This is a genomic window from Streptomyces sp. NBC_01335 (assembly GCF_035953295.1).
Taxonomy (GTDB): domain Bacteria; phylum Actinomycetota; class Actinomycetes; order Streptomycetales; family Streptomycetaceae; genus Streptomyces.
Genome location: NZ_CP108370.1, coordinates 387,115 through 412,285 on the forward strand (window position 1 = coordinate 387,115; position 25,171 = coordinate 412,285).

The window sequence follows — 25,171 nt, forward strand, 5'->3', positions numbered from 1 at the left end:
GACCTCACGACCGCCCGACATGACGCCCTTTACACGATCACTACACACCACGGTGACCCTTTATGGGAAGTTCGCTCGCATTGGTGAACTCAGCTGGCACACAACTAGGGAAACAACCTTCTGGGCGGCCTCCCCAACTCGCACATCGTGGGCTTAACTTAGGTGGCATGACCTCCCCCCGCTCCAGCTACGGAAGCGGCTACTACGCCGCACCGTCGTTCGCCGACACTCCGATCTACGACTCCCTGGTCGCGGAGCGAGGCACGCCTCAGATCGCGCCGATCCGAGTGCCCGCCGCCTACGAGACCGGCAACAGCTATCTCCCCGCGCTGCCGTCCTCGCTGCCGGCCCTTCCCGCTGCTCCTTCCCAGCCCGTCGGCTCCTATGGCTACCAGCAGCCGATGGCGCAGCCGTACCAGCCGCAGGCTCCGATGCAGCCCGGGCAGACGCAGCCCGCACAGCTGCAGCACGCCCCCGCGCCGTACATCCCGCAGCAGCCCTCCCCCGCGCGGGGATACCCGCAACAGCAGACGCCCGCCCGGGGGTTCCCGGCGCAGCAGACCCCGCCGCGGGGCTTCCCCCAGCAGCAGGCTCCGATGCGCGGCGGCTACCCGCAGCAGCAACAGCCGCCGCGGCCCGCGCCCGCCACCGGCTACGAGGCGATGCGGCCGGCGGCACCCCGCCCCGCGCCGGCGCCTTCGCCGTACGAGGACCCGTACGACCAGCCGTACCAGGGCCGGGGGTACTGACGGGCGCCGACCGCACCCGGCCCAGGGAGAACGGCCCTGGTCGTGGCCGCGGGCGGGTGCGTGCGGGGGCCTCGGAGGGCGCTGACAAAATGGGCGGATGGTTCATCCCGTTCTGTGCTCCCTCCACCTCCATCCCGTCAAGTCGCTGGCGGCACTGACCGTCGCCGGCGCCGTCGTCGAGCCGTGGGGACTCGCCGGCGACCGTCGCTGGATGCTGGTGGACGAGGCGGCCACAGCGGTCACACAGCGTCAGGAACCGCGTCTGACGGGGATCTCCGCGACGACGCTGCCCGACGGCGGGGTGGAGCTGTCCGCGCCCGGCAGGCCGCCGCTGGCGGTGGCGGTGCCGCAGCGGGCGGACACGGCCGTCGTGGAGCTGTTCGGCAAGAGGTTCGAGGTGGTCGAGGCGGCACCGGCCGCGCATGCCTGGCTGAGCGGGTTTCTCGGTAGGGAGGTCCGGCTCGTCCATCAGGACGAGCCGTCGTTCCGGAGGCCCGTCAACCCGAAGTACGCGCGGCCCGGGGAGACGGTCAGCCTCGCGGACGGTTACCCGCTGCTGCTGACCACCGTCGCCTCGCTGGACGCCCTCAACGCGCTGATCGCGAGCGGCGATCACCCGCAGGAGGGCCCGCTGCCGATGAACCGGTTCCGGCCCAACGCCGTGGTGGACGGCACCGGTGCCTGGGAGGAGGACGGCTGGCGGCGGGTCGCGATCGGCCCGGTGGCCTTCCGCGTGGCGAAGCCGTGCCGGAGATGCGCGATCACCACCATCGACCAGTCGACGGCACGGCGCGGCAGGGAACCGCTGCGCACGCTCGCCCTGCACCGCAGGACGGGGGCGGAGCTGCTGTTCGGCATGCACCTCGTGCCCGAGGGCACGGGGGCCGTCCGGGTCGGGGACCCGGTCCGCGTTCTGGAGTGAGCCCCACCCCGCGGCGGCGGCCCCGCGGCCGGCCGGGAACGGTCGGGGGGCGGATGGGCGTTGGGGGTGGTGAGGCCGCCCCCCGCGCTCCCCCGGGTGCGTGCACGGGCGCTCGGACGGGTGCGTGCGCTCCGAGCGGGCGGGCGCACGGGGAGACAGGCGAGGGGGCGACAGCTGTGCGAGCGGTCTCGGGGGTCTGGCGCTGGCGGCACAATCCACTGTGCCGGGTCACCGACCGCCGCGAGGCGTGGCTGGCTCTGTGGGCACTCGTCCTCGTGCTGGTCGTCGCGCCCGCCGTCGGCTGTCTCTGCGGCCTGTTCGCCGACTCCAGCCTGCGCGACGCGATCCGCGAGCAGCAGGCCCACCGCCATCGGGTGAGCGCGGTCGTGGTGAGCGTGTCCGCGCGCCCGGCCGCGTTCCCCGGCGACCCCGAGGGCGGGGCCGGCCCCGCGACCTGGCAGTCGGTGACGGCGAGGTGGAAGGCGCAGGACGGCCGCGAGCGGCACGGCACGGTGCCGGCCTCGGCGCGCGTGCACAAGCCCGGTGAGCGGGTGCGGATATGGACCGACGACCGGGGCGGTCTCGCCCCGCGCCCCATGGACGCGGCCACCGCGGCCATCCACTCGGGCCTGGCCGGTGCGGGCGCGTTCCTGCTGACGGCCGGAGCCGTGGAGGCGGCGCGGCGGACCGGCGTGCGGTTCATGGTGCGGCGGCGGTACGAACGGCTGGACCGGGCGTGGGCGGCGGTGGGCCCGGACTGGGGCAGAACCGGAGCGGGTCCCTGAACGCGATCGCGAACGCGGTCCTGAACGCGTCCCGAACGTCATCGCGAACGCCGCACCGGGGCCGTGCGGCACGGGTTCCCGGGCGTCCCGCGGCACCCTGCCGAGCGGGCCGACGGCCTTGTGCGGGGCCCCACTTCGGGGAGGTCGGGGCGGGAGTCGTCAACTCCCGCGCCCGGCGCGCGCTACGGTGGACCGGCCCGCCCTTCCCCTCGGCAGGGCGGACCCGCCCGCGCCGTCGTCGGAAGGCCGACGGCATCCCGCGGTCGCACGACTGTGCGTACGGGTACGAGGGATCGCACACAGCACGAGGTGGGGGCAGAACAGCGCCATGGCACAGGGCACGGTCCAGGTGACGCACACCGGCACATCGCGATGGCGGCGCCGCACCGGCGAGTACCCCTCGCTCGGCGCGGCCCTGGAAGCGGCGGCCGAGGGCGATGTCCTCACGATCGCTCCGGGAACGTACCGGGAGAATCTCGTCGTCCAGCGGGCGGTCACGCTGCGTGGTCCCGAAGGGGCCGTCGGCTCGGTGCGGATCGCCCCGGTGGACGGCGTGCCGCTCACCGTCCGGGCCTCCGCGATCATCCAGGACCTGCACGTGGAGGGCCAGGACTCGGCGGCCCCCGCGGTGCTGGTGGAGGGCGGTGCCCCCGACCTCGTGGACCTGCGGATAGTGACCCGTTCGGCCGCCGGGATCGAGGTCCGCGGCGCCGGCCGTCCCACCGTGCGACGGTGCACCGTCGACAATCCGGCGGGGGTCGGGATCGCCGTCCTGGACGGCGCGGGCGGCGTGTTCGAGGAGTGCGAGGTCGTTTCGGCGGGTCAGTCCGGCGTGTCGGTGCGCGACGGCGCCCACCCCCGGCTCGACCGGTGCCGGGTCCACCACTCCTCCGGCTCGGGGCTGAGCGTGACCGGCGAGGGCAGCGGGCTGGAGGCCGTGGGCTGCGAGGTGTACGAGGTCAAGGGCAGCGGGGTCCAGGTGACCGCACGCGCCTCGGCCCATCTCACCGACTGCACCGTGCACCGCACCTCCGGCGACGGCATCACGCTGGACACCGACGCCGTGCTGACGCTCGCCGACTGCGACATCCACGACATCCCGGAGAACGCGATCGACCTGCGCTCCCGCTCGGTGCTGACACTGACCCGGTCGACGGTCCGCCGGTTCGGCCGCAACGGTCTCTCGGTGTGGGACCCCGGCACCCGGGTCGACGCCAACCAGTGCGAGATCCACGACAGCACGGGTGACTACCCGGCCGTCTGGGTCAGCGACGGTGCCACGGTGATACTGGACGCCTGCCGCGTCCACGACGTGCCCGACGCCCTGTTCGTGCTCGACCGGGGCTCCCGCGCCGACGTGGTGGACAGCGATCTCACCCAGATCCGCAACACCGCCGTCTCGGTGAGCGACGGGGCCACCGCGCAGCTGGACGACTGCCGTATCCGAGAGGCGTCCACCGGCGCCTGGTTCCGCGACCACGGCAGTGGCGGCACGCTCAACAACTGCACCATCGACGCGGCACAGACCGGGGTCATCGTCACCAAGGGCGCCGATCCCATCATCGAACGCTGCACGGTCACCTCCCCGGCCGAGGCCGGGTTCTACGTCTCCGCCGAGGGCCGGGGCACCTTCCACGGCTGCCGGGTGACCGGCAGCGAGGGGTACGGCTTCCACGTGATGGACGGGTGCCGCACCACCCTCACCCGGTGCCGTACCGAGCGCTGCGCGCGGGGCGGTTACGAGTTCCCCGAGGGCGCCTCCCAGGACGGATCGGGCGGCGCGGGACCGGTCGTGGAGGACTGCACCAGCGACGAGAGCGCCCTGCGCGGGACCCCCGCCGCGCCTGCCGCACCCGTGCTCACCGCGACCCAGGCGGCGCCGGGGCTGCTCGGCTCGCTGCCCGCGCAGCGCGCCGCGGCGCCCTCAGCCGTGCCCGTGCCCGACGCGCCGGCCGAAGCGGCCCGCGACTCCGACGCCGTCCTCGGCGAACTGGACGCGCTGGTGGGGCTGGAGAGCGTCAAACGGGAGGTCCGGGCGCTGACCGACATGATCGAGGTGGGGCGCCGGCGGCAGCGGGCGGGCCTGAAGGCCGCCTCCGTCCGCCGCCATCTCGTCTTCACCGGCTCCCCGGGCACCGGCAAGACCACGGTGGCCCGGCTGTACGGCGAGATCCTGGCCTCTCTGGGCGTGCTGGAGCGCGGCCATCTGGTCGAGGTCTCCCGGGTGGACCTGGTCGGCGAGCACATCGGCTCGACCGCCATCCGTACCCAGGAGGCGTTCGACCGCGCCCGGGGCGGAGTCCTCTTCGTGGACGAGGCGTACGCCCTCTCGCCGGAGGACTCCGGCCGGGACTTCGGGCGGGAGGCCATCGACACCCTGGTGAAGCTGATGGAGGACCACCGCGAGGCCGTGGTGGTGATCGTGGCCGGCTACACCCACGAGATGGAGCGGTTCCTCACCGTCAACCCCGGTGTGGCGTCGCGCTTCTCGCGGACCATCACCTTCGGCGACTACCAGCCGGACGAACTCCTGCGGATCGTCCGGCAGCAGGCCGAGGAGCACGAGTACACCCTTGCCGAGGGCACCGGCGAGGCGCTCACGAAGTACTTCACGGAGCTGCCCAAGGGGCCCGCCTTCGGCAACGGCCGTACCGCGCGCCAGACCTTCGAGTCGATGGTGGAACGGCACGCGGGCCGGGTCGCCCAGCTCGCCGAGACGAGCACGGACGACCTGACCCTGCTCTACCCCGAGGACCTGCCCGAACTCCCCTGACCCTCGGTGCTCGGGTGCCCGGCCCCGTCGCCCTGCCGGGGCAGTACGGGGCCGAGCTCGGCGAGCAGCGCGGCGCGTTCCCTGGCGAACGCCGGGTCGGCCTGGTAGTCGGAGTGGCCCAGGATGGGCTCGGGCAGGGGCAGTTCGGCGGTGCGGCCGTGCACCAGCGGGTCCTTCAGCGGTCCGCGGTCGACCTCGGGGCGTCCGGTCGCCCCGTCGACCCGGACGGGTCCTCCTATCGGGTCGGTGGCTCGCCACAGGTTGCGCCAGCAGTGCACCGATCCGTGCAGCCCGCGCAGCGCGGCGGGACCGAAGTAGGCCGGGAACCAGCGACCGTACAGGCGCTCGACGGGTGATCCGTAGGTGAGGAGAGCGACCCGGCGGCGGGTGACGGCCGGGAGCTGCCAGACCGCGGAGGCCGCGAGGACGCTGCCCTGCGAGTGGCCCGAGATGACGAGCCGGCCGCCGGTCCTGGCCGTCCAGGCGGACATCCGGGACGCGAGGTCGGGCACGGCCCGCTCCGCGTAGCAGGGCGGCGCGAAGGGATGGGCGGCGCGCGGCCAGTACGTGCCGACGTCCCAGAGGATGCCGATGGTCCGCCGGGCCGAGGCGTCGCGGTAGGCGCGCCGGCCTGAGGCGACGAACAGTATGAAACCGAAGCCGACCATCCAGGACCCCGTCGACTGCGCGGCTTCGGCGGCGGATTCGACGAAGGGGCCGGTTCCGTCCATGGCCCGGCCGGGCACCTGCCCGGTGGCCCAGGAGCCCACCAGGGCCGCGGCCCCCAGCACCAGGGTGGCCCCGGCGACCAGTCCGATGATCCAGGACGCCTCGTCGGTGAGCCGGGCGGTGGCCAGCACCCGTGCGATCTGCCGGGTGCGCCCGCGCTCGGGCGTACGGCCCCCGTACTCCGGCGCGTACTCGGCGGCGACGACCGGCTCGGTGCGGCGGGCCAGGCGGGCGGTGCGGACGAGGAGCACGCCCACGGGCACCAGGAGGACGAGGAGCAGCACCGGGAGCACCGACGCCTGCCAGCTCAGCATGACGGGCGGGCCTCCTATGGCCGAGCCCGCTCCCATGCCGGGGGTGCCCGGGCCGTCGAGCCAGTCGGCGACCCGCTGGGCGAGCCCGCCGGTCATCACCCCGCCCAGCGCGCACGCCAGCATGGCGATCGCCGGGCCACCCAGCCCGTACAGCGAGGTGCGGGCGTCGGGGGCGTGGCGGTGGAGGGTCAGGGCGACGGCGGCGAGCGCGACCACGAGGAGGCCCTGGCCGACGGTGAGCGCCCGGAAGGTGTCCTCGCCCGCGACGAGCACGCCCGAGGAGGTCCAGCCGGGCCGTGACCAGGCCGCGTGGACGAGGGAGACCGCCAGCAGGACGAGGGCGGCGGACGGGAGGAAGTTGATGACCGCGCCGTCCAGGCGGTGGTCGAGGCGACGCTCGCTGCGGCCCCGGCGGCAGACGACGGCGAGGACGAGGAGGGCGCCGAGCGCCAGCGCGGTGGTCAGCAGCCGGCCGAGGAGTACGGGCCCGGGGCCGGAGTGGGCCCCGTCGTAGTCGGCGGCGGCCCGCTCGACGAAGACGGCGACGGTGAGGAGCCCTGCGGCGGTGTGCGCGGCGCGCAGCCGGGCGACCAGACGGCGCCCGTACCAGAAGCCGGGGCGGCCGAGGGCGGGGCGCCTTGCGTGCACCGGCTCCGGCGGGTCGCCGGGAGGCGGCGCGGCGTGGGGAGCCGGCATGTCGTCGGGGGCCGGCGTGGCGTGGGGGGTGCGGGCCTTCGGCTCCGGCGTGTCGCCGTGCGGGTCGCCGCCGTCCAGGTCGCCGTCCGGGCCGCCGCGCGAGTCGCCCCGCGAGTCGGTGCCGAGGAAGGGGCGCTGGGACTCGTACGCGCTCCAGGTGCGGTTGGACAGGTACCAGAGCAGGGTGACGAGGGCGGTGGGCAGTACGGCCGCGAGGGCGAGCCGCCTGCCGGGCTGGGACCACCAGCCGCCCTGCTCGGCGGAGAGGAAGCCGAGCCAGGACCGCCGGTCCGAGCAGGCGGGCACGCCGGCGCACTGCCAGGCCACGAGGTCGAGCGCCACCTCGCAGGCCGCCGCGGTCAGCAGCACGGTGAGGCTGAGCGCGAGGACCCGGACCAGCACGCCGTAGAACCGGACCGCGCGGCTCCGTCCGGTCGCCGCCGGTCGCATCCAGTGCGCGAGGTTGACGACCATGAACGGGAGGAGCAGCAGCCACAGGGCGCGGGAGCCGTTGCCGGAGGTCAGATTGGACCAGCAGTAGGCCTCCTCGACGGGCTGGTCGCGGTAGCGCTCGGGGTGTTCCTCCGCGTCCACGTCCTCGGGGCGCCGGTACATCGCGGCGGTGAGGTCGCCGGTCACGCGCACCGTGCGCGGATCGCCGAGCATCTCCTGCGGCGTGGTGCCGCCGACTCCGTGGACGAGCAGTTCGAGCGCGATCCCGGAGGACCGGGAAACCTGGGGGGCGGGGGCCAAGGGAGTACTCGCTCTCCGGTCTGCCCGGCCGTCCGGCGGGCGTGGAAGGGGTGGTACCGGGCGGCTCGGAGAGGACCGGCGCGCCCGCGCCACCAGAATCGCCGAGATCGACGTCGTGTGACGGCCTCTCACGGAATCTCCCCACGTCCGGACCTCGGTGAACCTACCGGTGAGGCGCGTGGGAGAATCGGGCGGGCGTTCCGCGGTGCCGCGGAGCCGTACGGCCGCAGGAGAGGACGGACACCGCGTTGAGCGAGAATCAGAATCTGCTCGCGGAGCAGCGGCGTGCCCTGATCCTCGACGAGGTCCGCAAGCGCGGCGGGGTCCGTGTCAACGAGCTGACCCGCCGCCTCAACGTGTCCGACATGACGATCCGGCGGGATCTCGACGCGCTGGCCCGCCAGGGCGTCATCGAGAAGGTGCACGGCGGTGCGGTGCCGGTGGTCGGGACGAGCACCCACGAGCCCGGTTTTGAGGCGAAATCGGCCCTGGAGCCGGGCGCCAAGGAGGACATCGCGCGGGCCGCGGCGGCGATGGCCGCGCCGGGCAGCGCCATCGCGCTCTCCGGGGGCACGACGACCTACGCGCTGGCGCGGCGGCTGGTGGACGTACCGGACCTGACCGTGGTGACCAACTCGGTGCGGGTGGCCGACGTGTTCCACGACGCCCACCGCCCGTCCTCCTCCGGCGCGACCCATGCGGGCGCGGCCACGGTGGTGCTGACGGGCGGGGTTCGGACCCCCTCCGACTCGCTCGTGGGGCCGGTGGCGGACCGCGCCATCGGCTCGCTCCACTTCGACGTGCTCTTCCTCGGGGTGCATGGCATCTCCGAGGAGGCGGGGCTCTCCACGCCGAATCTGGCGGAGGCGGAGACGAACCGGCAGTTCGTGTCGGCCGCACGCCGGGTCGTGGTGGTGGCCGACCACACCAAGTGGGGGACGGTCGGGTTGAGTTCCTTCGCGACGCTCGACGAGGTGGACACCTTCGTGACGGACGCGGGGCTGCCGGCGCAGGCGCGGGCGGAGATCGAGGAACTGCTGCCGGGCGGCCTGCTGGTCGCGGGCCGGGCCGGTGCGCCGGAACCCGACGAGGGGCCGGCCCCCGCCTGAGATCCGGACCCGCTCACACGGCCGGGACCCCGGATCGGACGGGTGTACGAACGGGGTCGCGGCTCGTCGCGGGAGATTCCGTTACGCGTCGCATCCGGCGGCCCACCTCCTTAGGATCGGATGGTGGCCGTCTTCCGGATCGAACGATTCACGTCCCTTCCCCCCACCGAGGCCTGGCGCCGGGTGACCGACTGGGAACGGCACGGTGCGCATGTGCCGCTCACCTCGGTCCTCGTCCCGGCCGGCACGCGGACCGGCGTCGGCACGGTGTTCGTCGCGCGGACCGGAGTGGGGCCGCTCACCTTCGACGACCCCATGGAAGTGGTCCGCTGGACGCCGCCCGAGGCGGGCCGTGCGGGGCTCTGCCGTCTGGAGAAGCGCGGGCGGACGGTCCGGGGGCGGGCGTCGATCGACGTGGTACCGACCCAGACCGGATCGCACGTGGTGTGGGTGGAGGACGTGCGGCTGTTCCTTCCGGGCCGCTGGATCGATCCCCTGCTCACGGCGGCGGGACGGCGGATGTTCGGGCGAGTGCTCGACGGCCTCCTCGAAGCCCCGGCCCGCGCGCCGCGAGGGGTGTAGCAGCGTCGCGGCGGGGCCGGGGGGCGACCGGCCGCCACCGCCTCCAGGCGTCAGGCGTCAGGCGTCAGGCGTCAGGCGTCAGGCGTCAGGCGTCAGGCGTCAGGCGTCAGGCGTCAGGCGTCAGGCGTCAGGCGTCAGGCGTCAGGCGTCAGGCGTCAGGCGGGCCAGCCTCCGGTACGCAGGAAGGTGTCGAGCGCGGCGGCGTAGGGGGCGATGTCGAGTCCCTGCCGGCTCAGCCAGGCGTCGGAGTAGTACTTGTCCAGGTAGCGGTCGCCGGAGTCGCAGATCAGCGTGACGACGCTGCCCTGCTCGCCGCGCTCCACCATCTCGGCGATGATCTTGAAAGCGCTCCAGAGCCCGGTGCCGGTGGAGCCGCCCGCGCGTCGGCCCATCACCCGCTCCAGGGCGCGTACCGCCGCGATACTCGCCGCGTCCGGCACCTTCATCATCCGGTCGATGGCCCCGGGGACGAAGCTCGGCTCCATCCGGGGCCGGCCGATGCCCTCGATGCGTGAGCCGCAGTCGCTGCTCGCCAGCGGGTCGTGCCGCGTCCAGCCGTCGAAGAAGCAGGAGTTCTCGGGGTCGGGGACGCAGATGCGGGTGTCGTGCTGCATGTAGTGGACGTACCGGGCGATGGTCGCCGAGGTGCCGCCGGTACCCGCCGTGGCGACGATCCACGCGGGGTCCGGGTAGCGCTCCAGCCGGAGTTGCTGGTAGATCGACTCGGCGATGTTGTTGTTGCCGCGCCAGTCTGTGGCCCGTTCCGCGTAGGTGAACTGGTCCATGTAGTGGCCGCCGGTCTCCCTGGCGAGCGCGGCCGACTCCTCGTACATCGCCCGGGGGTCGTCGACGAAGTGGCAGCGGCCACCGTGGAATTCGATCAGTCGGCACTTCTCGGGGCTGGTCGTGCGGGGCATCACCGCGACGAAGGGCACCCCGATCAGCTTGGCGAAGTACGCCTCGGAGACGGCCGTCGAACCGCTGGACGCCTCGATGACCGGTTTCCCCGGGCGGATCCAGCCGTTGCAGAGCCCGTAGAGGAAGAGCGACCTGGCGAGGCGGTGCTTGAGGCTGCCGGTCGGGTGGGTGGACTCGTCCTTGAGATACAGGTCGATGCCCCACTCCTCGGGCAGCGGGAAGCGCAACAGGTGGGTGTCGGCGGACCGGTTGGCGTCGGCCTGCACCTTGCGCACGGCCTCTTTGAGCCACGACCGGTACGCGGAGTCACTGCGGTCGACGTCGATCGTCGCGACGGGCCCTTCGTCGCGTCCGTGCTCGCTGATGCCCATCGCTGATCCTCCTGGTGGAGCCTGTGGAACCTGTGGTGCCTTCCTCCCACGATATTCCCCCCACCTGCGCAAACAGGGACTTGGAGTTCCCCCAGGAATCGCTTGGGTACGGAGCCCGGAGTACGAGGCAGTCCTGGGCGACACACGTCGCCCGGCGTCACCTTGCGTACACGCGATTCAGTCCGACACGCGCACGTGAAGGGGTGCCGGGACGGGAAGACTTCCTTCCAGGAGTCGATGTGCGAAGGGGGGCGACCGAGCGGTGGACGACGTGGAGTTCAGCGCACGAGGGGTACGGATCGAACGATGGGCTCGCTCGCTCACCCGGGCCGGGCAGGTGATCGTCAAGGACGGCCGGGTCGCTCTTCTCACGAGCAACGGCCGGGAGATCGACAGCGCCCCGGTGGGGGCGGTCAGCGCGTGGAAGTGGTGGTTCTCCCAGACGGACTCGGCCGTCGCCCGGGTCAACGGTGTGCGTTACCGGCTCACCATGGGGCAACGCGGCCGACGGCCGGACGGGACGGCCCCGATACATCACTTCCTGGAGGTGCTGCGCAGCGCGGGCTGCCGTCACCGCTGACCCGGCCGCGTGCAGCCACTCCGACACAGGCGCGGGACACCGCCGCATCGGCGTTCCGGGGCTCGCCCGTCTCCCGCGCTCATCCGCAGGCCGGCTGTCCGGCGACCTCGCAGCGTCTCCGGACGGATTCCGCCGGTGAACGCGTCCGGCAGCTCTCCCAGCTCTCCTCGGGCCTCTCCTCGGCCCATGAGCGCGGCCCTCGGCCGCGAGTTGCGGAGCGGGTCGCCCTGAGCGACGCTGAACTTACGTCACGGACGGTTCAACGAAGGTCACCCTGCGACTGAAGGTGCCGGACCGCCGCGACGGACCACAGCAGACCAGAAACATCAGCCAGCCACATGCTGGATCCGTTCCTCCGTCTTCTTCCGGACCTCTTTCGGGGAGTCGCAGCCGTGATCAGCGAGCCAAGCAGGCACTGCACGGTGGAGCTCCAGGCACTGCCGTCGCGGATCGGTCAGGTCCGCAGAATCATCTCGGCGCAACTGCGCTACTGGCATCTCGATCTTCTGATCGACCATGCGGCCCTGGGCGTCACCGAGCTTCTCACCAATGTCCACCGCCATGCGGAACCGGACAAGTCGTGCACCGTCGACATCGAGCTGCTGCTCGACCGCCTGACGGTCTCCGTCCACGACCACGATCCACGCTTGCCCTCCGTGAACGTGGCGGACACCTTCGCCACGTCCGGGCGCGGACTGGCCCTCATCGCCGCCGTCAGCGAGAGCTGGGGTGTCCGCCCCGGCGACGGGGCGGGCAAGGTCGTCTGGTTCACCTTGCCCACTCCGTCCATCCCGACGAGGGCGCTGCCACCGCTCGCGGTCTACGGATCGATGACCGACGGCCCGTTCGGGGGGCGGTACGCGGGGGCGGTGGAGGCCTCTGCGCAGTTCCCCAGCCGATCGGCCGCCCTCGGCTGACGCACACTCAACAACGTTTGGTTGCAAGGCATTTGACCCCGCGACCGGTGTCCGAGAACCGCGCTTGGCTCTCCGGGCACCGGCCGCCCCGCGTGACGCGGGAGGGATCTTCGGCTCACGGGTCAGGCGAGGACGGTCAGCGGGTCGTCGAGCACCGGCTGCCAGGCCAGTTCGGCCGCGCCCACCAGGCTGTCGTGCGCCAGCGTGCACGGCAGGATCGGCACACTGCCGCTGCGCCCCCACAGGCTGCGGTCGGCGACGACGGCCCGCAGCCGCTCGGGGTCGGCCTGGAGCAGATCCCGGTGCAGGCCGCCGAGGATGACCCGGTCGGGGTTGAGGATGTTGACGAGCCCCGCGAGCCCCAGCCCCAGCCTGTCGATGAGGGCCTCGGCGGCGCGGCGTACGCCCCCTTCCCCGTACTCCGTACGCAGCAGATCGCCGGCCTGCTTGAGCAGCGACTCCTCCGGGCCGGGCGTCCGGCCCGCCGCGAGGAGGAAGGCGAGCGGGTCCGCCTCGACGTCCAGGCAGCCGCGGCCCCCGCAGTGGCACGCACGGCCCTCGGGGTTCACCGTGAGGTGACCCACCTCGAGTGCGAGCCCTGAACTCCCGCTGTGCAGGCGGCCGTCGAGGACCAGCGCGCCGCCGACGCCCCGGTGGCCGGTGGCCACGCAGAGCAGGTGCTGGGCGCCACGTCCGGAGCCGTGCCGATGTTCGGCCAGCGCCGCGAGGTTGACGTCGTTTCCGGTGAACACCGCTCCCTCGATGCCCGCTTCACGCACGCAGGTGCGGAAGATCTCGCGTACCGGAGCGCCGGCGGGCCATGCGATGTGCATCGGGTTCAGGGCCGTTCCCTCCGGTTCGGCCACGGCCGAGGGGACGGCGAGCCCGGCGCCCACGCAGCGCAGCCCACTGCCGCGCAGCAACTGCGCGCCCGCCTCCACCACCTCGCCGAGTACCTGGGCGGGGTCGGCCATGACGGTGCCGCAGCCGGGTGCGGTGGCGACGATCCGGCCCCCGAGGCCGACCAGCGCGGCACGGAATCCGTCGGTGTGCACCTGGGCGGCGAGTACGACGGGCCCGGTCTCGCTCACCGACAGCCGGTGCGAGGGGCGGCCCTGCGAGCCGGCGGCCGAACCGGGGCTGGAATCGACCCTGATGAGTCCCAGCGCCTCCAGCTCGGCCGCGACCGCGCCCGCGGTGGCGCGGGTGACACCCAGTTCCGAGGTGAGCACGGCACGGGTGGGCGCGCGCCCCGTGTGCACCAGTTCCAGGGCCGGCCCGAGCGCGCTGCGGCCCCTCTCCAGCTTTGTCCGCGTGGTGGACACCTTGCCGTTCATGGGGGCGAGTCTCCCACGATCCGGAGGTGCCTCTGACGCTTCGGCACCAGGTCACGACGTGCTGCGAGTCACGTTCGCACGCGTCTTGTGCCCGTCCCCGGCGCGCCCCTATGCTGAATTTGTGCCGCACCTAAACAAACTGCGGACGGTCCGAACGGGGGGGCCTGGCGGAGACACCGCCCCACCCTCCGCGGTCCGGCTCCGCACCGCGCTGACCGCGTTCTTCGCCCTTGACGGCTTCCTCTTCGCAGGCTGGGTCGTCCGCATCCCGGCCATCAAGCACCACATCGGCGCCTCCGCCTCCTCGCTCGGGCTCGCCCTGCTCGGGGTCTCGGCGGGCGCGGTGATCACGATGGTCCTCACCGGCCGACTCTGCCACCGCTTCGGCAGCGACCGGGTCGCCGTCGGGTGCGGCATCCTGCTCTCCCTGAGCATCGCCCTGCCCGCGCACGCCGGTTCGGCGCTGACGCTCGGACTGCTGCTGCTGGTCTTCGGCGCCGCCTACGGCGGGATGAACGTCGCGATGAACAGCGCGGCGGTGGACCTCGTCGCCGCCATCCGTCGGCCCGTACTGCCCAGCTTCCACGCCGCGTTCAGCTTCGGCGGCATGGCCGGTGCGGGGATCGGCGGAGTCGCCGCCGGCCACCTCTCCCCCGTCACCCACCTGACCCTGCTCGCCGCGACCGGCCTGCTGTTCACCGTGGTCGCCGGGCCGGTCATGCTCCGGAACACCCCGGGCACGGCGTCCCCTTCCACCGCGCCCTCCGCCCCCACCGCGCCCTCCGCCTCCACCGCGCCGGACTCCCGAGCCGCGTCCCCCCGCATGAGCCCGGCCGTCCGCCGCGTGGTCGCCCTGTTCGGCGTGATCGCGCTCTGCACCGCGTACGGCGAGGGCGCGCTCGCGGAGTGGAGTGCGCTGCACCTCGCCCAGGATCTGCACGCGACGCCGGGCACCGCGGCCGCCGGCTACTCACTGTTCGCCCTGGCGATGGGAGTCGGCCGCCTCACCGGTACCGCTCTGCTGGAACGTTTCGGCCAGACCCGGACACTGGTGTTCGGCGGCGGCGCCGCGGCGGTGGGCATGCTGCTGGGCTCGCTCGCCCCCACGGTCCCCCTGACGCTCGCCGGCTTCGCCGTGGCAGGGCTCGGACTGGCCAACATCTTCCCGGTCGCGGTCGGCAGGGCCGGCGCGCTGGCGGGCCCCGGCGGGGTGGCCGCCGCCTCCACCCTCGGCTACGGCGGCATGCTGATGGGGCCGCCCGTCATCGGTTTCCTCGCCGACTGGTTCTCGCTGCCGATGGCCCTGACCACCGTGGCCCTGCTCGCCGCCGCGGCTGCCGTGCTCGGGTACGTCTCCCGCACCGCGTCGCCGGACGCCGCCTGAGGGTCCGGTCGCGCTACCGCGCCGTGCTACGCCTCGCTGTACCGGGCCGCAGTACCGCATCGCGGCACCGGGCCGCGGAGGAATTCCTCCGCGGCCCGGTGCCGCATCCCGCGCGGAGTCCCCTCGATTCCACCAGGCGAGAAGGCCGCCGTCCTCGCCCCCGGCCCTGCCAGAATCTGCGCCATGGACATGTCCGAACAGATCACACAGCTCGGCGACGAAGGCCGGTTGCTCGTCGCGGCGGCGGAGCGGGCGGGGACGGACGCCCCCGTGCCGACCTGCCCGGGCTGGCGGGTGCGCGACCTGCTGCGCCACACCGGCATGGTGCACCGGTGGGCGACGGCGTTCGTCGCCGAAGGCCACACCGAGTACGTCGATGACGCGGGCGAACCCGACCTGGACAAAAGGGAGTTGCTGGACTGGTTCGCCGACGGGCACCGCGGCCTGGTGGCGGCGCTCAAGGCCGCTCCCCGCGACCTCGCCTGCTGGACGTTCATGCCGGCGGCCTCGGGGTCGGCGTTCTGGGCCCGCCGTCAGTTGCACGAGACGACGGTCCATCGGGTGGACGCCGAATCGGCGCTCGGAGCTCCGTACTCACCGGTGGGCACGGCCCGCGCGCTCGACGGTATCGACGAGCTGCTGACCGGTTTCCACGCCCGCGCCAAGAGCCGGGTACGCACCGACGACCCGCGCGTTCTGCGGGTGCACGCGGTCGACGCGGGCGCCGCCTGGACGGTCCGCCTCTCGGCCGAACCGCCGCGGGCGGTACGCGACGACGGCTGCGGGGCCGGCGCCGACTGTGTGGTGAGCGGCAGCGCGGAGTCCCTCTATCTGGCCCTGTGGAACCGCCTGCCGCTCTCCTCGGTCGCTCTCGACGGCGACGAGACCCTGGCGCGGCTCTGGACGGAGAAGTCCGCCATCACCTGGTGAGGCGGGCGTGGGGCCTTCCCGGCGTCCGGACCGGACGCCTGCTCCGGGAAGGCCCCGACCGGTCAGCCGACGGTCAGGTTCTGCGCGACGGTGTTCGCCGCGAAACCGTTCACGCCGAACAGCCCGCTAGGGTAGGCGTCGTCGGTCGCGTCGATGACGGGATCGGCACCACCACCGAACCAGACCCGGATACGGGTGCCGTCCGTCCGCACCTTGAGGTGGTAGGTACGGCCCTCGACGACGGGGGTGGCGTAGGTGGCGATGTCCTTGCCGGGGCGCCAGAGTTTGACCACGCCGCTGGTGTCGATGTTCGCCGTGTAGCCGGCGCCGCCGGCGTTCGCGCGGAACGTCAGGCCGGTGGCGGTGCCGTTGGTGACGGACAGGTCTCCCTCGTAGGTGAAGTCGGTGCCGGCGCGGTCGCTGAGGTAGAAGCCGTTCTGTACGGAGGCCCCTCTCAGTCCGGCGAGGGTGACCGTCCAGTTGCCGCCGTGCGGTGTCCAGCTTCCCGCCGGGAAGCTGGAGAAGCCCGCCGTGCCGGTGTTCAGGTTCTGCACCGTCGCCGTGCCGTTGTACACGTTCACGCCGAACAGGCCGCTGGTGTACGTGGTGTCGGTGGCGTCGATGACGGGGTCGGTGGCGTTGTCGAGCCATACCCGGATGCGGGAGCCGTCGGTCCGCACCTTCAGGTGGTAGGTGCGGCCGGCGGAGATCGGTGCCGTGTGGACGGCGATGTCCTTGCCGGGGCGCCAGAGTTTGACCACGCCGCTGGTGTCGAGGGTCGCCGTGTAGCCGGCGCCCGCTGCGTTCGCGCGGAAGGTCAGGCCACCGGCGTGTGCGGTGTCCAGCGAGATGTCGCCCTGGTAGACCGCGTCGCCGCCGCTCTGCGCGCTCAGGTAGAAGCCGTCACCACTGGTGGTGGCGCGCTTGCCCGCGCCGGCGTCGCTCCAGGCGCCGCCGGCCGCGTGCCAGGGACCCTTCAGGTTGCTGAGAAGGGTCGACTGGTCCGTGCCCCAGCTGGTGTTGAGGCGGGTGAAGGTCGCGCTGTCCAGTTTCACCTTGCCGCCGGCGGCGAAGAGCCGGATGCCCTGGCTGTCGGCCGCGGAGTCGAAGTCGGCGTTGTCGGACAGGGAGTACCGTCCGCCGTCGGCGAACGTCTCCAACTGGCCCCGGTCCACGAGGAGTCGCATGGTGACCTTGCCGTTCACCGGCTTGAGCGGCTTGCCCTGGAGGGTCTGCGCCTTGGTGTCGTAGACCACGCTGCGGTCGGCGGTGCCGTCGGCCCGGGCGTGCAGGTCGAAGCCGAACCGGTCCGCGCTCGCCCCCTTCACGTCGAACTGCGCGGTGATCTCGTAGGTGTCGGCCTTGACGTCCCCGAAGAGGTTGCCGGTCTTGCCCGCGTCGACCGTCTCGTTCTTCCAGCTCCTGGTCTCGGAGGCCAGCGAGGCGAGTTCGGCGACCGGGGTACGGGTGATCCGGGGCCCGTCCGCCGTGCTGACCAGGGCGAGTGACACCGGGAAGGTCGCGTTGCCGGTCCAGGTGCTGCCGCGGTTGCCGCCCTGCCAGGCCATCTGCACCGTGCGGCCGTCCGGTGTGCCGGTGAAGGTCTGCGCGGCGTAGAAGCTGCCGCCGGCGTACGTCGTACCCAGGTCCATCTGCTGAGGGCCGGTCCAGTCGGTGCTGAACGTCGTGCCGTCGAAGGATCCGACGACGTACTGGCTGGAGGCCGAGGTCAGCACCCAGCGCTGCCCGTCGGACTTGCCGTCGAGGGCCAGCGGGTACATGTCGGGGCATTCGAAGAGCCAGGGAGCCTTGAAGCGGCTGGCGAAGGTCCACTTCAGCAGGTTCGGCGAGGTGTAGATGCTCACCCCGTTGCCGCCCTCGTTCGACCAGACGACCATCGCCCAGCGGTGGCGGGCCGCGTCCCAGAAGACCTTGGGGTCGCGGCTCTCGTCGGGTATCCGGATCTGCTTGCGGCCCTTGTCGTACGCCTGGAAGGTCTGGCCGTTGTCGTTGCTGTAGAACACGCTGACGCCGTCGGTGTTGGAGAACACCACGATCGGATCGAGGGCTCCGGTCTTCAGCCCCGAGGTGTTGTCCTTGTCGACGACCCCGCCACCGGAGAAGAGCGTGCCGGGGTGCACGTCGGGCTCCAGCGCGATCGGCTTCTGGGTCCAGTGCACCAGGTCGGGGCTGGTGGCGTGCCCCCAGTGCATGGTGTCCCAGGCCAGACCGTGCGGGTTGTGCTGGTAGAAGAAGTGGTAGACCCCGTTCGCGTACACCAGTCCGTTCGGGTCGTTCATCCAGCCCGACTGCGAGCTGAAGTGGAACTGGCCGCGCAGCGGCTCGCTGTACGTCGTCGTCGGATACGGGAACTCGGGATAGTCCCCGGTGGTCCCGGCGGCCGCAGGGGCGCTCGGAACCAACACGACCAGGCCGGCGGCCAGGCTCGTCAACAGCGCGACGAACAGCGCCCCGACTCTTCGGCGCATGTGAACCCACTCTCTCTCTGCAGGGAGGCGCATGGGTGTCATCGTTGACATCTGTCATCGATGACACCCGGTCGATGACAGATGATGGGCCCCGGCCGGGAGCCCGTCAACGCTCCGAACAGGATTCGTTCCGGCCCGTCATGAGAGGCTCCCGGCCCGCGTGGCGCCGGGCTCCGGTTCCATCTGGTGGGCCCACGGCGGGTTGGGACCGGCGGCGGCGCAGGTCAGGGCCGCCACCCGGACCGCGTACGCACAGGCCGCCGCGAGCCCTTCCGGGGTCAGCCGTTCGAGCCGGCCGCCCAGCAGGCCGCGCTCCCCGAGGTGGTGCAGAAGCCCCGCGGTGAAGGCGTCCCCGGCGCCGACCGTGTCGACCACCCGGGTGGGCACACCGGGTACGGAGACCCGCCGGCCTTCGAGCGAGGCGAAGGCTCCGCGCGCGCCGAGGGTGACCACCACCAGCCGGGCGCCCGCCGCGTGGAAGCCGTCGCAGGCCGCTTCGACCGTGACGTCCGGGGCGACCGCGTCGAGGTCGTCCTGGCTCAGCCGCAGGATGTCCGCCACCGCGCACCAGCCGGGGATCCGGTCGCGGTACACCTGCGGATCGACCAGTGCCGGCCGGACGTTGGGGTCGATGCTCACCGTGGTGTGGGGTCGCGCTCCGGCGAGCAGCTCCTCCACCAGGAGGCCGCCGGGTTCACGTACCAGCGCGAGCGAACCGGTGTGCACACAGGCCGAGTCGCGCGGATCACCGGCGGCCAGCTCCGCGCGCGTCCACTGCCAGTCCGCGGTGCCCTCGGCGTGGAAGGAGTATGCGGCCGCCCCGCCCGCGTCGATGTCGGCGACCGCCAGTGTGCTCGGCTCGGCGGCGGCCTGCGCGCCCGACAGATCGACCCCCGACTCCAGCAGGCGGGCCCGGAACAGCCGGCCGAAGACATCGCCGGACAGCCGGGCCATCAACCGGGTCGGTGTGCCGAGACGGGCCAGCCCCACGGCGGTGTTGGCGGGACCGCCGCCCGGCAGGACGCGCAGGGTCATGCCCTGCTGATGCGACGCGGGGCTCGGCGTGCCGGTGTGCGGGAGGGCGGTTCGGGGGTCGGCGAAGAGGTCGGCGACACACTCTCCCAGCACGGTGACCTGACGCGGTGTCTGCATGGGGTGAACCTCCAGGTGGGACGGGGAATCGGGGGTCGCGCGACGGCGTCCGCCGCGCGATCCCCCGCCGGGGTCCGGGGGCGCGGCGCCGTGGATCGGCCTTCTGTTCGGCCAACTCGCTTTTCGGCGCAAGGCATTGACGTTGCCGGACCGGGAGTCCATCATCCTCCGCATGCGGTGTCAACGATGACATGTGTCAACGATGACACCGCGACGAGAGCGTCTCCCGGCACCACTCGGCTGCCGACGCCCACCGCCTCCCCAGGAGTCTCACCATGTTCCGTAGAGCCCAACCGGCCCTCGCCATCGGCGCCGTCGGCCTCGCCCTGTCCCTGGCCGCGTGCGGATCCGGTTCCGGGACCGGATCCGCCGGCGGTTCCTCGTCGGGGGGAAAGGTGAAGGTCGGGCTGATCACGAAGACGGACACGAACCCGTACTTCGTGAAGATGAAGCAGGGCGCCGAGCAGGCGGCCACGAGCGCGAACGCCGAACTGAGCACCGCTGCAGGGAAGTTCGACGGGGACAACGCGGGGCAGATCACCGCGCTGGAGAACATGGTCGCCTCCGGGGTCAAGGGAGTGCTGATCACCCCGAACGACTCCAAGGCCATCGTCCCCGCGATCGCGAAGGCCCGGGCCAAGGGGGTGCTCGTCATCGCCCTGGACACGCCGCCCGAGCCGCAGTCCTCCGTCGACGCGCTGTTCGCCACCGACAACGTGAAGGCCGGTGAGCTGATCGGCGCCTACGCCAAGGCCGCGATGGGCGGCAAGCCGGTGAAGATCGCCACGATGGACCTGGCCCCCGGTGTGTCGGTCGGCGTCCAGCGGCACGACGGATTCGTCAAGGGCTTCGGCATCGACGCCGCCGACCCTTCGATCGTGTGCTCCCAGGACACCGGCGGCGACCAGGCCAAGGGCCAGACCGCCATGGAGACGTGCCTGCAGAAGGCGCCCGACATCAATCTGGTGTACGCGATCAACGAACCGGCCGCGCTCGGCGCGTACACCGCCGTCAAGGCCAAGGGCCGCGAGAACGACGTCATGATCGTCGCGATCGACGGCGGCTGCACCGGAGTGCGGGCGGTCAAGGACGGCAAGATCGCGGCCACTTCCCAGCAGTACCCCCTGAAAATGGCCGCCGACGGCGTGAAGGCGATCGCCGAGTACGCCAAGACCGGCAAGAAGGCCGCCGGTTACACCGACACCGGTGTCCAGCTCATCACCGACGAGCCGCAGTCCGGCGCCGAGTCCGAGGACACCGGTTTCGGCCTCGAGAACTGCTGGGGCTGAGCCGCGGTGACCACGTCCACTCCGCTCGCCGTCCGTGCCGACGGGCCGGCCGCACTGCGCCGGCTCCTCACCTCACCGGCCGCGGGGCCCCTCGCGGCCCTCGTCCTCGCGTCGGTGTTCTTCTCCACGGCCACCGACCAGTTCCTGTCCGGCGGCAACTTCTCGCTGATCCTTCAACAGGTCATGGTGGTCGGCATCCTCGCCATCGGGCAGACGCTGATCATCCTCACCGCCGGGATCGACCTCTCCTGCGGCGCCGTGATGGCGTTCGGCGGCATCCTCATCGCCAAACTCGCCGTGAGCGGGCCGCTGCCGCCGCTGCTCGCCATCGCCCTCGGAATCCTGGCCTGTGCGGGGTTCGGCCTGCTCAACGGGGTGCTGGTGCGCGTCGTGCCGCTGCCGCCGTTCATCGTGACGCTGGGGATGCTCAATGTCGCCTTCGCCCTGACCCACATCTACTCCGAGGAGCAGACGGTCACCGATCTTCCCGGACCGCTCACCGTACTGGGCCGGACCTTTCCGCTCGGCCGGACGGACGTCACCTACGGTTCGCTGGTCACCATCGCGCTCTTCCTCGGTTTCGCCTACGCGCTGAGCAGTACCGCCTGGGGAAGGCACCTCTACGCCCTCGGCAACAGCGCCGAGAGCGCCCGGCTCAGCGGCATCCGCGTGTCCCGGCTCACCGTGGGCGTCTACACGATCGCCGGTCTGGTCTACGGGATCGCGGCCCTGCTGCTGGTGTCCCGTACCGGTGTCGGCGATCCGCAGGCGGGCCAGACCGACAACCTCGACAGCATCACCGCGGTCGTGCTCGGCGGGACGAGCCTGTTCGGCGGCCGGGGCACGGTGCTCGGCACTCTGGTCGGCGTCCTCATCGTCGGTGTGTTCCGCAACGGCCTCCAGCTGATGGGCGTCTCGTCCGTCTACCAGACCCTGGTCACCGGTGTGCTGGTGATCCTCGCGGTCACCGTCGACCAGCTCTCGCGCAAGGGGAACCGATGACCCACCCGGACTCGCCCCAAGACCCGGCGGCGCACAAGGCGGACGCCGGCTCGCGGCCTGCCGCGCCCGCACCGGACGGCGGCCCCACTCCCGTGCTCAGCGCACGCGGGCTGGTCAAGCGCTACGGGCACGTGACCGCCATCGACGAGGCCGACTTCGAGCTCATGCCCGGTGAGGTACTGGCCGTCATCGGTGACAACGGCGCCGGCAAGACGAGCCTGATCAAGGCGCTCACCGGCGCCCTGGTGCCCGACGCCGGGGAGATCCGGCTCCACGGAGAGCCGATCAGGTTCGCCGGACCGCAGGACGCGCGGGCGCGCGGCATCGAGACGGTGTATCAGGATCTCGCCGTCGCCGCGTCCATGGACATCGCCTCCAACATGTTCCTCGGCCGGGAGATCCGTCGTCCGGGCGCGCTCGGTTCGGTGCTCCGCATGCTCGACAAGAAGGCGATGCGCCGGGAGGCGGCCGCGCACCTCGCCGAACTCAAGGTCAAGATCGGCTCGCTGTCCCAGCCCGTGGAGACGCTCTCAGGAGGTCAGCGGCAGGCCGTGGCCGTCGCCCGGGCCGCCGCCTGGGCCCGCAGTGTCGTGGTGATGGACGAGCCGACGGCCGCGCTGGGGGTGAAGGAGTCGGGGCAGGTGCTCGATCTGATCCGCCGGGTCCGCGACAAGGGGGTGCCGGTGATCCTCATCAGCCACAACATGCCGCACGTCTTCGAGATCGCCGACCGGGTGCACGTCCACCGGCTCGGCCGGCGCGAGGCCGTGATCAGGCCTTCGGACTACTCCATGGCGGAAGTCGTGGCCATCATGACCGGCGCGCTCGGCGTGCGTCCGGACGGGGGTACGGTCGTGGCGGACAGTGACGCCGCCTCGGCAGCCGGAGTGCGGGGGAGCTGACCCGCCGTCCCCGGCGTCCGAGGGGACGCCCTCCAGAAAAAGGTGGTCCATGGCATCGTCGTCCCGCAGACCGACCCTCGCGGACGTCGCCCGTGAGGTCGGCGTCAGTGCCAAAACGGTCTCCCGGGTCCTCAACGAGGACGGCCCCAGCTCCCCGGAGACCAGGAAGCGCGTCCTGGCCGCCGTGGCGATGCTCGGCTTCCAGCCCAACCTGATGGCCAGGAGCATCCGGGTGGGCGGCCCCGACACCACCGTCGGGCTGGTCGTGCCGGACCTCGGCAACCCGTTCTTCGGCGCGGTCGCGGGGGGCATCGAGGAGGCCGTGCGTGGCCGCGGGCTGACGCTCCTGATGGGTTCGTCCGACGACGACCCGGAGCGCGAACACGCCCTGATCCGTACGTTCCTGGCCCGCAGGGTCAGCGTCCTCATGGTCGCGCCGGCGGTGGGAGCCGACCACTCCCACCTCAAGACGCACCGGGCGGCCGGGATGCCCGTCGTCTTCCTCGACCGGCCCGGCAGCGGCCTCACCGCCGATACGGTGGTCAGCTCCAACCGCTCCGGTACGCGGGAGGGCGTCGCCCACCTGATCGCCCGGGGCCACCGCCGGATCGGCTTCATCGGCGATCTGCCGGCCCGCCTGTACACCCGCCGCGAACGAATAGCCGGATACCGCGCGGCGCTCGCCGAGGCGGGTCTGCCCCACGACCGGGCGCTGGTGGCCGACGCCCACGACCCGGAGGGGGCGGCCGCGGCGACGGCCCGGCTGCTCGCCCTTCCCGACCCGCCGACCGCGCTGCTGTCGGGCAACAACGTCATGACGATCGGCGTGCTGACCGAGGTGTCGCGCAGCCTCCGCAAGGACGTCGCGGTCGTCGCCTTCGACGACGTGCCCATGGCCGCCATCCTCGATCCCGGGCTCACGGTCGTCGCCCAGAACCCGGCGGCCATGGGCGAGTTGGCGGGGGCCCTCGCCATCGAACGCCTCGACGGGGACCGCTCCCGGGGGCGCACCGTGATGGTCGAGACCCGTCTCGTGCCCCGCGGATCCGGCGAGCTTCCCGCTCCTCCCCGCGGGTGATCCGGCCGGGCGCTCACCCTTCGGAGAGCTCTCCGGGGACCGTGAGGCCGACCGAGCGCGCGAGTCCGTCGGCCGCCTGACGGAACAGCGCCTCCCGGTCCTCCACCACCCCGGTGAACTGGCCGAAGAGCTCGAAGGAGACGAGCCCGAAGAGCTGGGCCCAGGCGATGACGAGCGCGGCGACGTTGGCCGGCGGGAGGTCCGGGGCGAGTTCGGCCGCCATCCGGGCCGCTTCGGGGCGCAGCGCCACGGAGAGCGGCGGTGCGGTGACCCCCTCGCCCCGGTGGGCCTCGCGGATCAGGCCGATGAGGACCATGCCGACCCGGGAGGCCGGGCCGACGGTGTCCTGGGGTGCCACGTAGCCGGGTACGGGCGAGCCGTGGATCAGGGCGTACTCGTGCGGGTGGGCGAGGGCCCATTCCCGTACGGCGCAGGCGACGGCCGTCCAGGCGGTGGGGGGCGAGCCGTCCGGGGAGGCGGTGGCGTCGCGGCCCGCCTTCTCGGCGGCTTCACCGATGGCGTCGTAGGCGTCGATGATCAGTGCCGTCAGCAGCTCGTCGCGGCTGGGGAAGTAGCGGTAGAGGGCCGAGGAGACCATGCCCAGCTCGCGGGCGACGGCGCGCAGGGAGAGCCTGGCAGCGCCCTCCGCCGCGAGCTGCGCCCTCGCCTCGTCCTTGATGGCGGCGGTGATCTCGGTGCGGGCGCGTTCCCGGGCTCCTCTGATGGCACTCATGGTGCACATTCTGCCACGCTGGCGGATCAGCGAACAGAAACGAGAGCGGTGCTCTTGCCAAGCCGTCCCCGCTGGAGCACACTGATCTCAACAGAGAGCACCGCTCTCGAAGAAGCCCTGCGAAGACGGACCACTTCGCGCTCAGGGACTTTCCGCGCTCAGGAACCGGGGACACCATGTCGCAGGCACAGCCGTACTACTTCAGAGCCGGTGCGATCAGCACCCGTTTCAACAACGCGGTCGGGTGGCTCGCCCGCCACGGCTTCAGCCTCATGGGCTCGGCGGAGATGTCCGTACGGGGGCGCAAGAGCGGCAAGATGCAGCGCGTGCCGGTGAATCCGCACGTCCACGACGGCGAGCAGTACCTGGTCTCGGCCCGCGGACACTCCCAGTGGGTGCGCAACATGCGGGCGGCGGGCGGTGGTGAGCTGCGGGTCGGGCGCCGGACGCGGACCTTCACCGCGGTGGAGATCGCGGACGACGCGCAGAAGGTGCGCGTCGTCCGCGCCTACCTGAAGCGCTGGGGCTGGGAAGTGAACCAGTACTTCCAGGGCGTCACCGCCACGTCGACCGACGCGGAACTGCTGGCGGCCTGCCCCGACCACCCGGTCTTCCGGATCACGGTGGAGGAGCGGGGCGCCCGGTAGGGGCGTTCGTCCGGATCACGCCGCGTCCGG

21 protein-coding genes are annotated in these 25,171 nt (G+C 72.4%); 15 read left to right on the forward strand and 6 right to left on the reverse strand.

What is annotated here, in order from left to right; all coding sequences use genetic code 11:
* Positions 1 to 167: 167 nt before the first annotated feature.
* From OG599_RS01605 to OG599_RS01620, 4 genes are all read left to right on the forward strand, one after another.
* The gene (locus OG599_RS01605) at positions 168 to 749 is read left to right on the forward strand and encodes a DUF6643 family protein (protein WP_327174095.1); all 582 of its coding nucleotides are present in this window, start codon (positions 168 to 170) and stop codon (positions 747 to 749) included.
* Positions 750 to 846: 97 nt separating this feature from the next.
* Positions 847 to 1,671, forward strand: coding sequence for an MOSC domain-containing protein (locus OG599_RS01610; RefSeq protein ID WP_327174096.1), 825 nt, complete (start codon positions 847 to 849; stop codon positions 1,669 to 1,671).
* A 176-nt stretch (positions 1,672 to 1,847) separates the two neighbouring features.
* Positions 1,848 to 2,456, forward strand: a complete 609-nt coding sequence (locus OG599_RS01615) for an Rv1733c family protein (RefSeq protein WP_327174097.1) — start codon at positions 1,848 to 1,850, stop codon at positions 2,454 to 2,456.
* Between the two features lie 328 nt (positions 2,457 to 2,784).
* On the forward strand, positions 2,785 to 5,229 hold the full coding sequence (locus OG599_RS01620) for a right-handed parallel beta-helix repeat-containing protein (protein ID WP_327174098.1): 2,445 nt from the start codon (positions 2,785 to 2,787) through the stop codon (positions 5,227 to 5,229).
* Here OG599_RS01620 and OG599_RS01625 read toward each other — a convergent pair.
* Complete coding sequence (locus tag OG599_RS01625; RefSeq protein WP_442809366.1) at positions 5,199 to 7,721, reverse strand: hypothetical protein; 2,523 nt, start codon at positions 7,719 to 7,721, stop codon at positions 5,199 to 5,201. The genes OG599_RS01620 and OG599_RS01625 overlap by 31 nt on opposite strands.
* A 248-nt stretch (positions 7,722 to 7,969) precedes the next feature.
* On the opposite strand from OG599_RS01625, the gene OG599_RS01630 reads away from it, so the two are divergent.
* Positions 7,970 to 8,830, forward strand: a complete 861-nt coding sequence (locus OG599_RS01630; protein ID WP_327174099.1) for a DeoR/GlpR family DNA-binding transcription regulator — start codon at positions 7,970 to 7,972, stop codon at positions 8,828 to 8,830.
* Between the two features lie 123 nt (positions 8,831 to 8,953).
* Positions 8,954 to 9,412: an SRPBCC family protein gene (locus OG599_RS01635; RefSeq protein ID WP_327174100.1), complete on the forward strand. Its 459-nt coding sequence runs from the start codon at positions 8,954 to 8,956 to the stop codon at positions 9,410 to 9,412.
* Positions 9,413 to 9,567: 155 nt separating this feature from the next.
* On the opposite strand, the gene OG599_RS01640 is transcribed toward OG599_RS01635, so the two are convergent.
* The gene (locus OG599_RS01640; RefSeq protein WP_327174101.1) at positions 9,568 to 10,701 is read right to left on the reverse strand and encodes a PLP-dependent cysteine synthase family protein; all 1,134 of its coding nucleotides are present in this window, start codon (positions 10,699 to 10,701) and stop codon (positions 9,568 to 9,570) included.
* Positions 10,702 to 10,963: 262 nt separating this feature from the next.
* On the opposite strand from OG599_RS01640, the gene OG599_RS01645 reads away from it, so the two are divergent.
* Positions 10,964 to 11,281, forward strand: coding sequence for a hypothetical protein (locus OG599_RS01645; protein WP_327174102.1), 318 nt, complete (start codon positions 10,964 to 10,966; stop codon positions 11,279 to 11,281).
* A gap of 392 nt (positions 11,282 to 11,673) precedes the next feature.
* Positions 11,674 to 12,198 (forward strand): ATP-binding protein, encoded by a 525-nt coding sequence (locus OG599_RS01650; protein ID WP_327174103.1) that lies wholly within the window; start codon positions 11,674 to 11,676, stop codon positions 12,196 to 12,198.
* A gap of 122 nt (positions 12,199 to 12,320) precedes the next feature.
* On the opposite strand, the gene OG599_RS01655 is transcribed toward OG599_RS01650, so the two are convergent.
* On the reverse strand, positions 12,321 to 13,535 hold the full coding sequence (locus tag OG599_RS01655; RefSeq protein ID WP_327174104.1) for an ROK family protein: 1,215 nt from the start codon (positions 13,533 to 13,535) through the stop codon (positions 12,321 to 12,323).
* A gap of 121 nt (positions 13,536 to 13,656) precedes the next feature.
* On the opposite strand from OG599_RS01655, the gene OG599_RS01660 reads away from it, so the two are divergent.
* Positions 13,657 to 14,919 (forward strand): MFS transporter, encoded by a 1,263-nt coding sequence (locus OG599_RS01660; protein WP_327174105.1) that lies wholly within the window; start codon positions 13,657 to 13,659, stop codon positions 14,917 to 14,919.
* A gap of 183 nt (positions 14,920 to 15,102) precedes the next feature.
* Positions 15,103 to 15,849 (forward strand): maleylpyruvate isomerase family mycothiol-dependent enzyme, encoded by a 747-nt coding sequence (locus OG599_RS01665; RefSeq protein WP_327174106.1) that lies wholly within the window; start codon positions 15,103 to 15,105, stop codon positions 15,847 to 15,849.
* 62 nt (positions 15,850 to 15,911) lie between these two features.
* Here OG599_RS01665 and OG599_RS01670 read toward each other — a convergent pair whose 3' ends face one another.
* Complete coding sequence (locus OG599_RS01670; protein ID WP_327174107.1) at positions 15,912 to 18,338, reverse strand: glycoside hydrolase family 32 protein; 2,427 nt, start codon at positions 18,336 to 18,338, stop codon at positions 15,912 to 15,914.
* Positions 18,339 to 18,476: 138 nt separating this feature from the next.
* Positions 18,477 to 19,490, reverse strand: coding sequence for a carbohydrate kinase family protein (locus tag OG599_RS01675; RefSeq protein ID WP_327174108.1), 1,014 nt, complete (start codon positions 19,488 to 19,490; stop codon positions 18,477 to 18,479).
* 275 nt (positions 19,491 to 19,765) lie between these two features.
* On the opposite strand from OG599_RS01675, the gene OG599_RS01680 reads away from it, so the two are divergent.
* From OG599_RS01680 to OG599_RS01695, 4 genes are read left to right on the forward strand one after another with little or no spacing between them, the layout of a single operon-like run.
* On the forward strand, positions 19,766 to 20,779 hold the full coding sequence (locus tag OG599_RS01680; RefSeq protein WP_327174109.1) for a substrate-binding domain-containing protein: 1,014 nt from the start codon (positions 19,766 to 19,768) through the stop codon (positions 20,777 to 20,779).
* Between the two features lie 6 nt (positions 20,780 to 20,785).
* A complete protein-coding gene (locus OG599_RS01685; RefSeq protein ID WP_327174110.1) occupies positions 20,786 to 21,781 on the forward strand; it encodes an ABC transporter permease in 996 nt (331 codons plus the stop codon).
* The gene (locus OG599_RS01690; RefSeq protein WP_327174111.1) at positions 21,778 to 22,683 is read left to right on the forward strand and encodes an ATP-binding cassette domain-containing protein; all 906 of its coding nucleotides are present in this window, start codon (positions 21,778 to 21,780) and stop codon (positions 22,681 to 22,683) included. The genes OG599_RS01685 and OG599_RS01690 overlap by 4 nt, the downstream gene beginning before the upstream one ends.
* Before the next feature lie 49 nt (positions 22,684 to 22,732).
* Positions 22,733 to 23,761 carry a LacI family DNA-binding transcriptional regulator gene (locus tag OG599_RS01695; protein ID WP_327174112.1) on the forward strand — a complete coding sequence of 343 codons (1,029 nt, stop codon included), beginning with the start codon at positions 22,733 to 22,735 and terminating at the stop codon, positions 23,759 to 23,761.
* Positions 23,762 to 23,774: 13 nt separating this feature from the next.
* Here OG599_RS01695 and OG599_RS01700 read toward each other — a convergent pair whose 3' ends face one another.
* The gene (locus OG599_RS01700) at positions 23,775 to 24,494 is read right to left on the reverse strand and encodes a TetR/AcrR family transcriptional regulator (RefSeq protein WP_327174113.1); all 720 of its coding nucleotides are present in this window, start codon (positions 24,492 to 24,494) and stop codon (positions 23,775 to 23,777) included.
* A 176-nt stretch (positions 24,495 to 24,670) separates the two neighbouring features.
* Between OG599_RS01700 and OG599_RS01705 the strand changes: the two genes are divergently transcribed.
* Entirely contained in the window at positions 24,671 to 25,141 is a 471-nt protein-coding gene (locus OG599_RS01705; RefSeq protein ID WP_327174114.1) for a nitroreductase family deazaflavin-dependent oxidoreductase, read from the forward strand.
* The last annotated feature ends 30 nt before the right edge of the window (positions 25,142 to 25,171 follow it).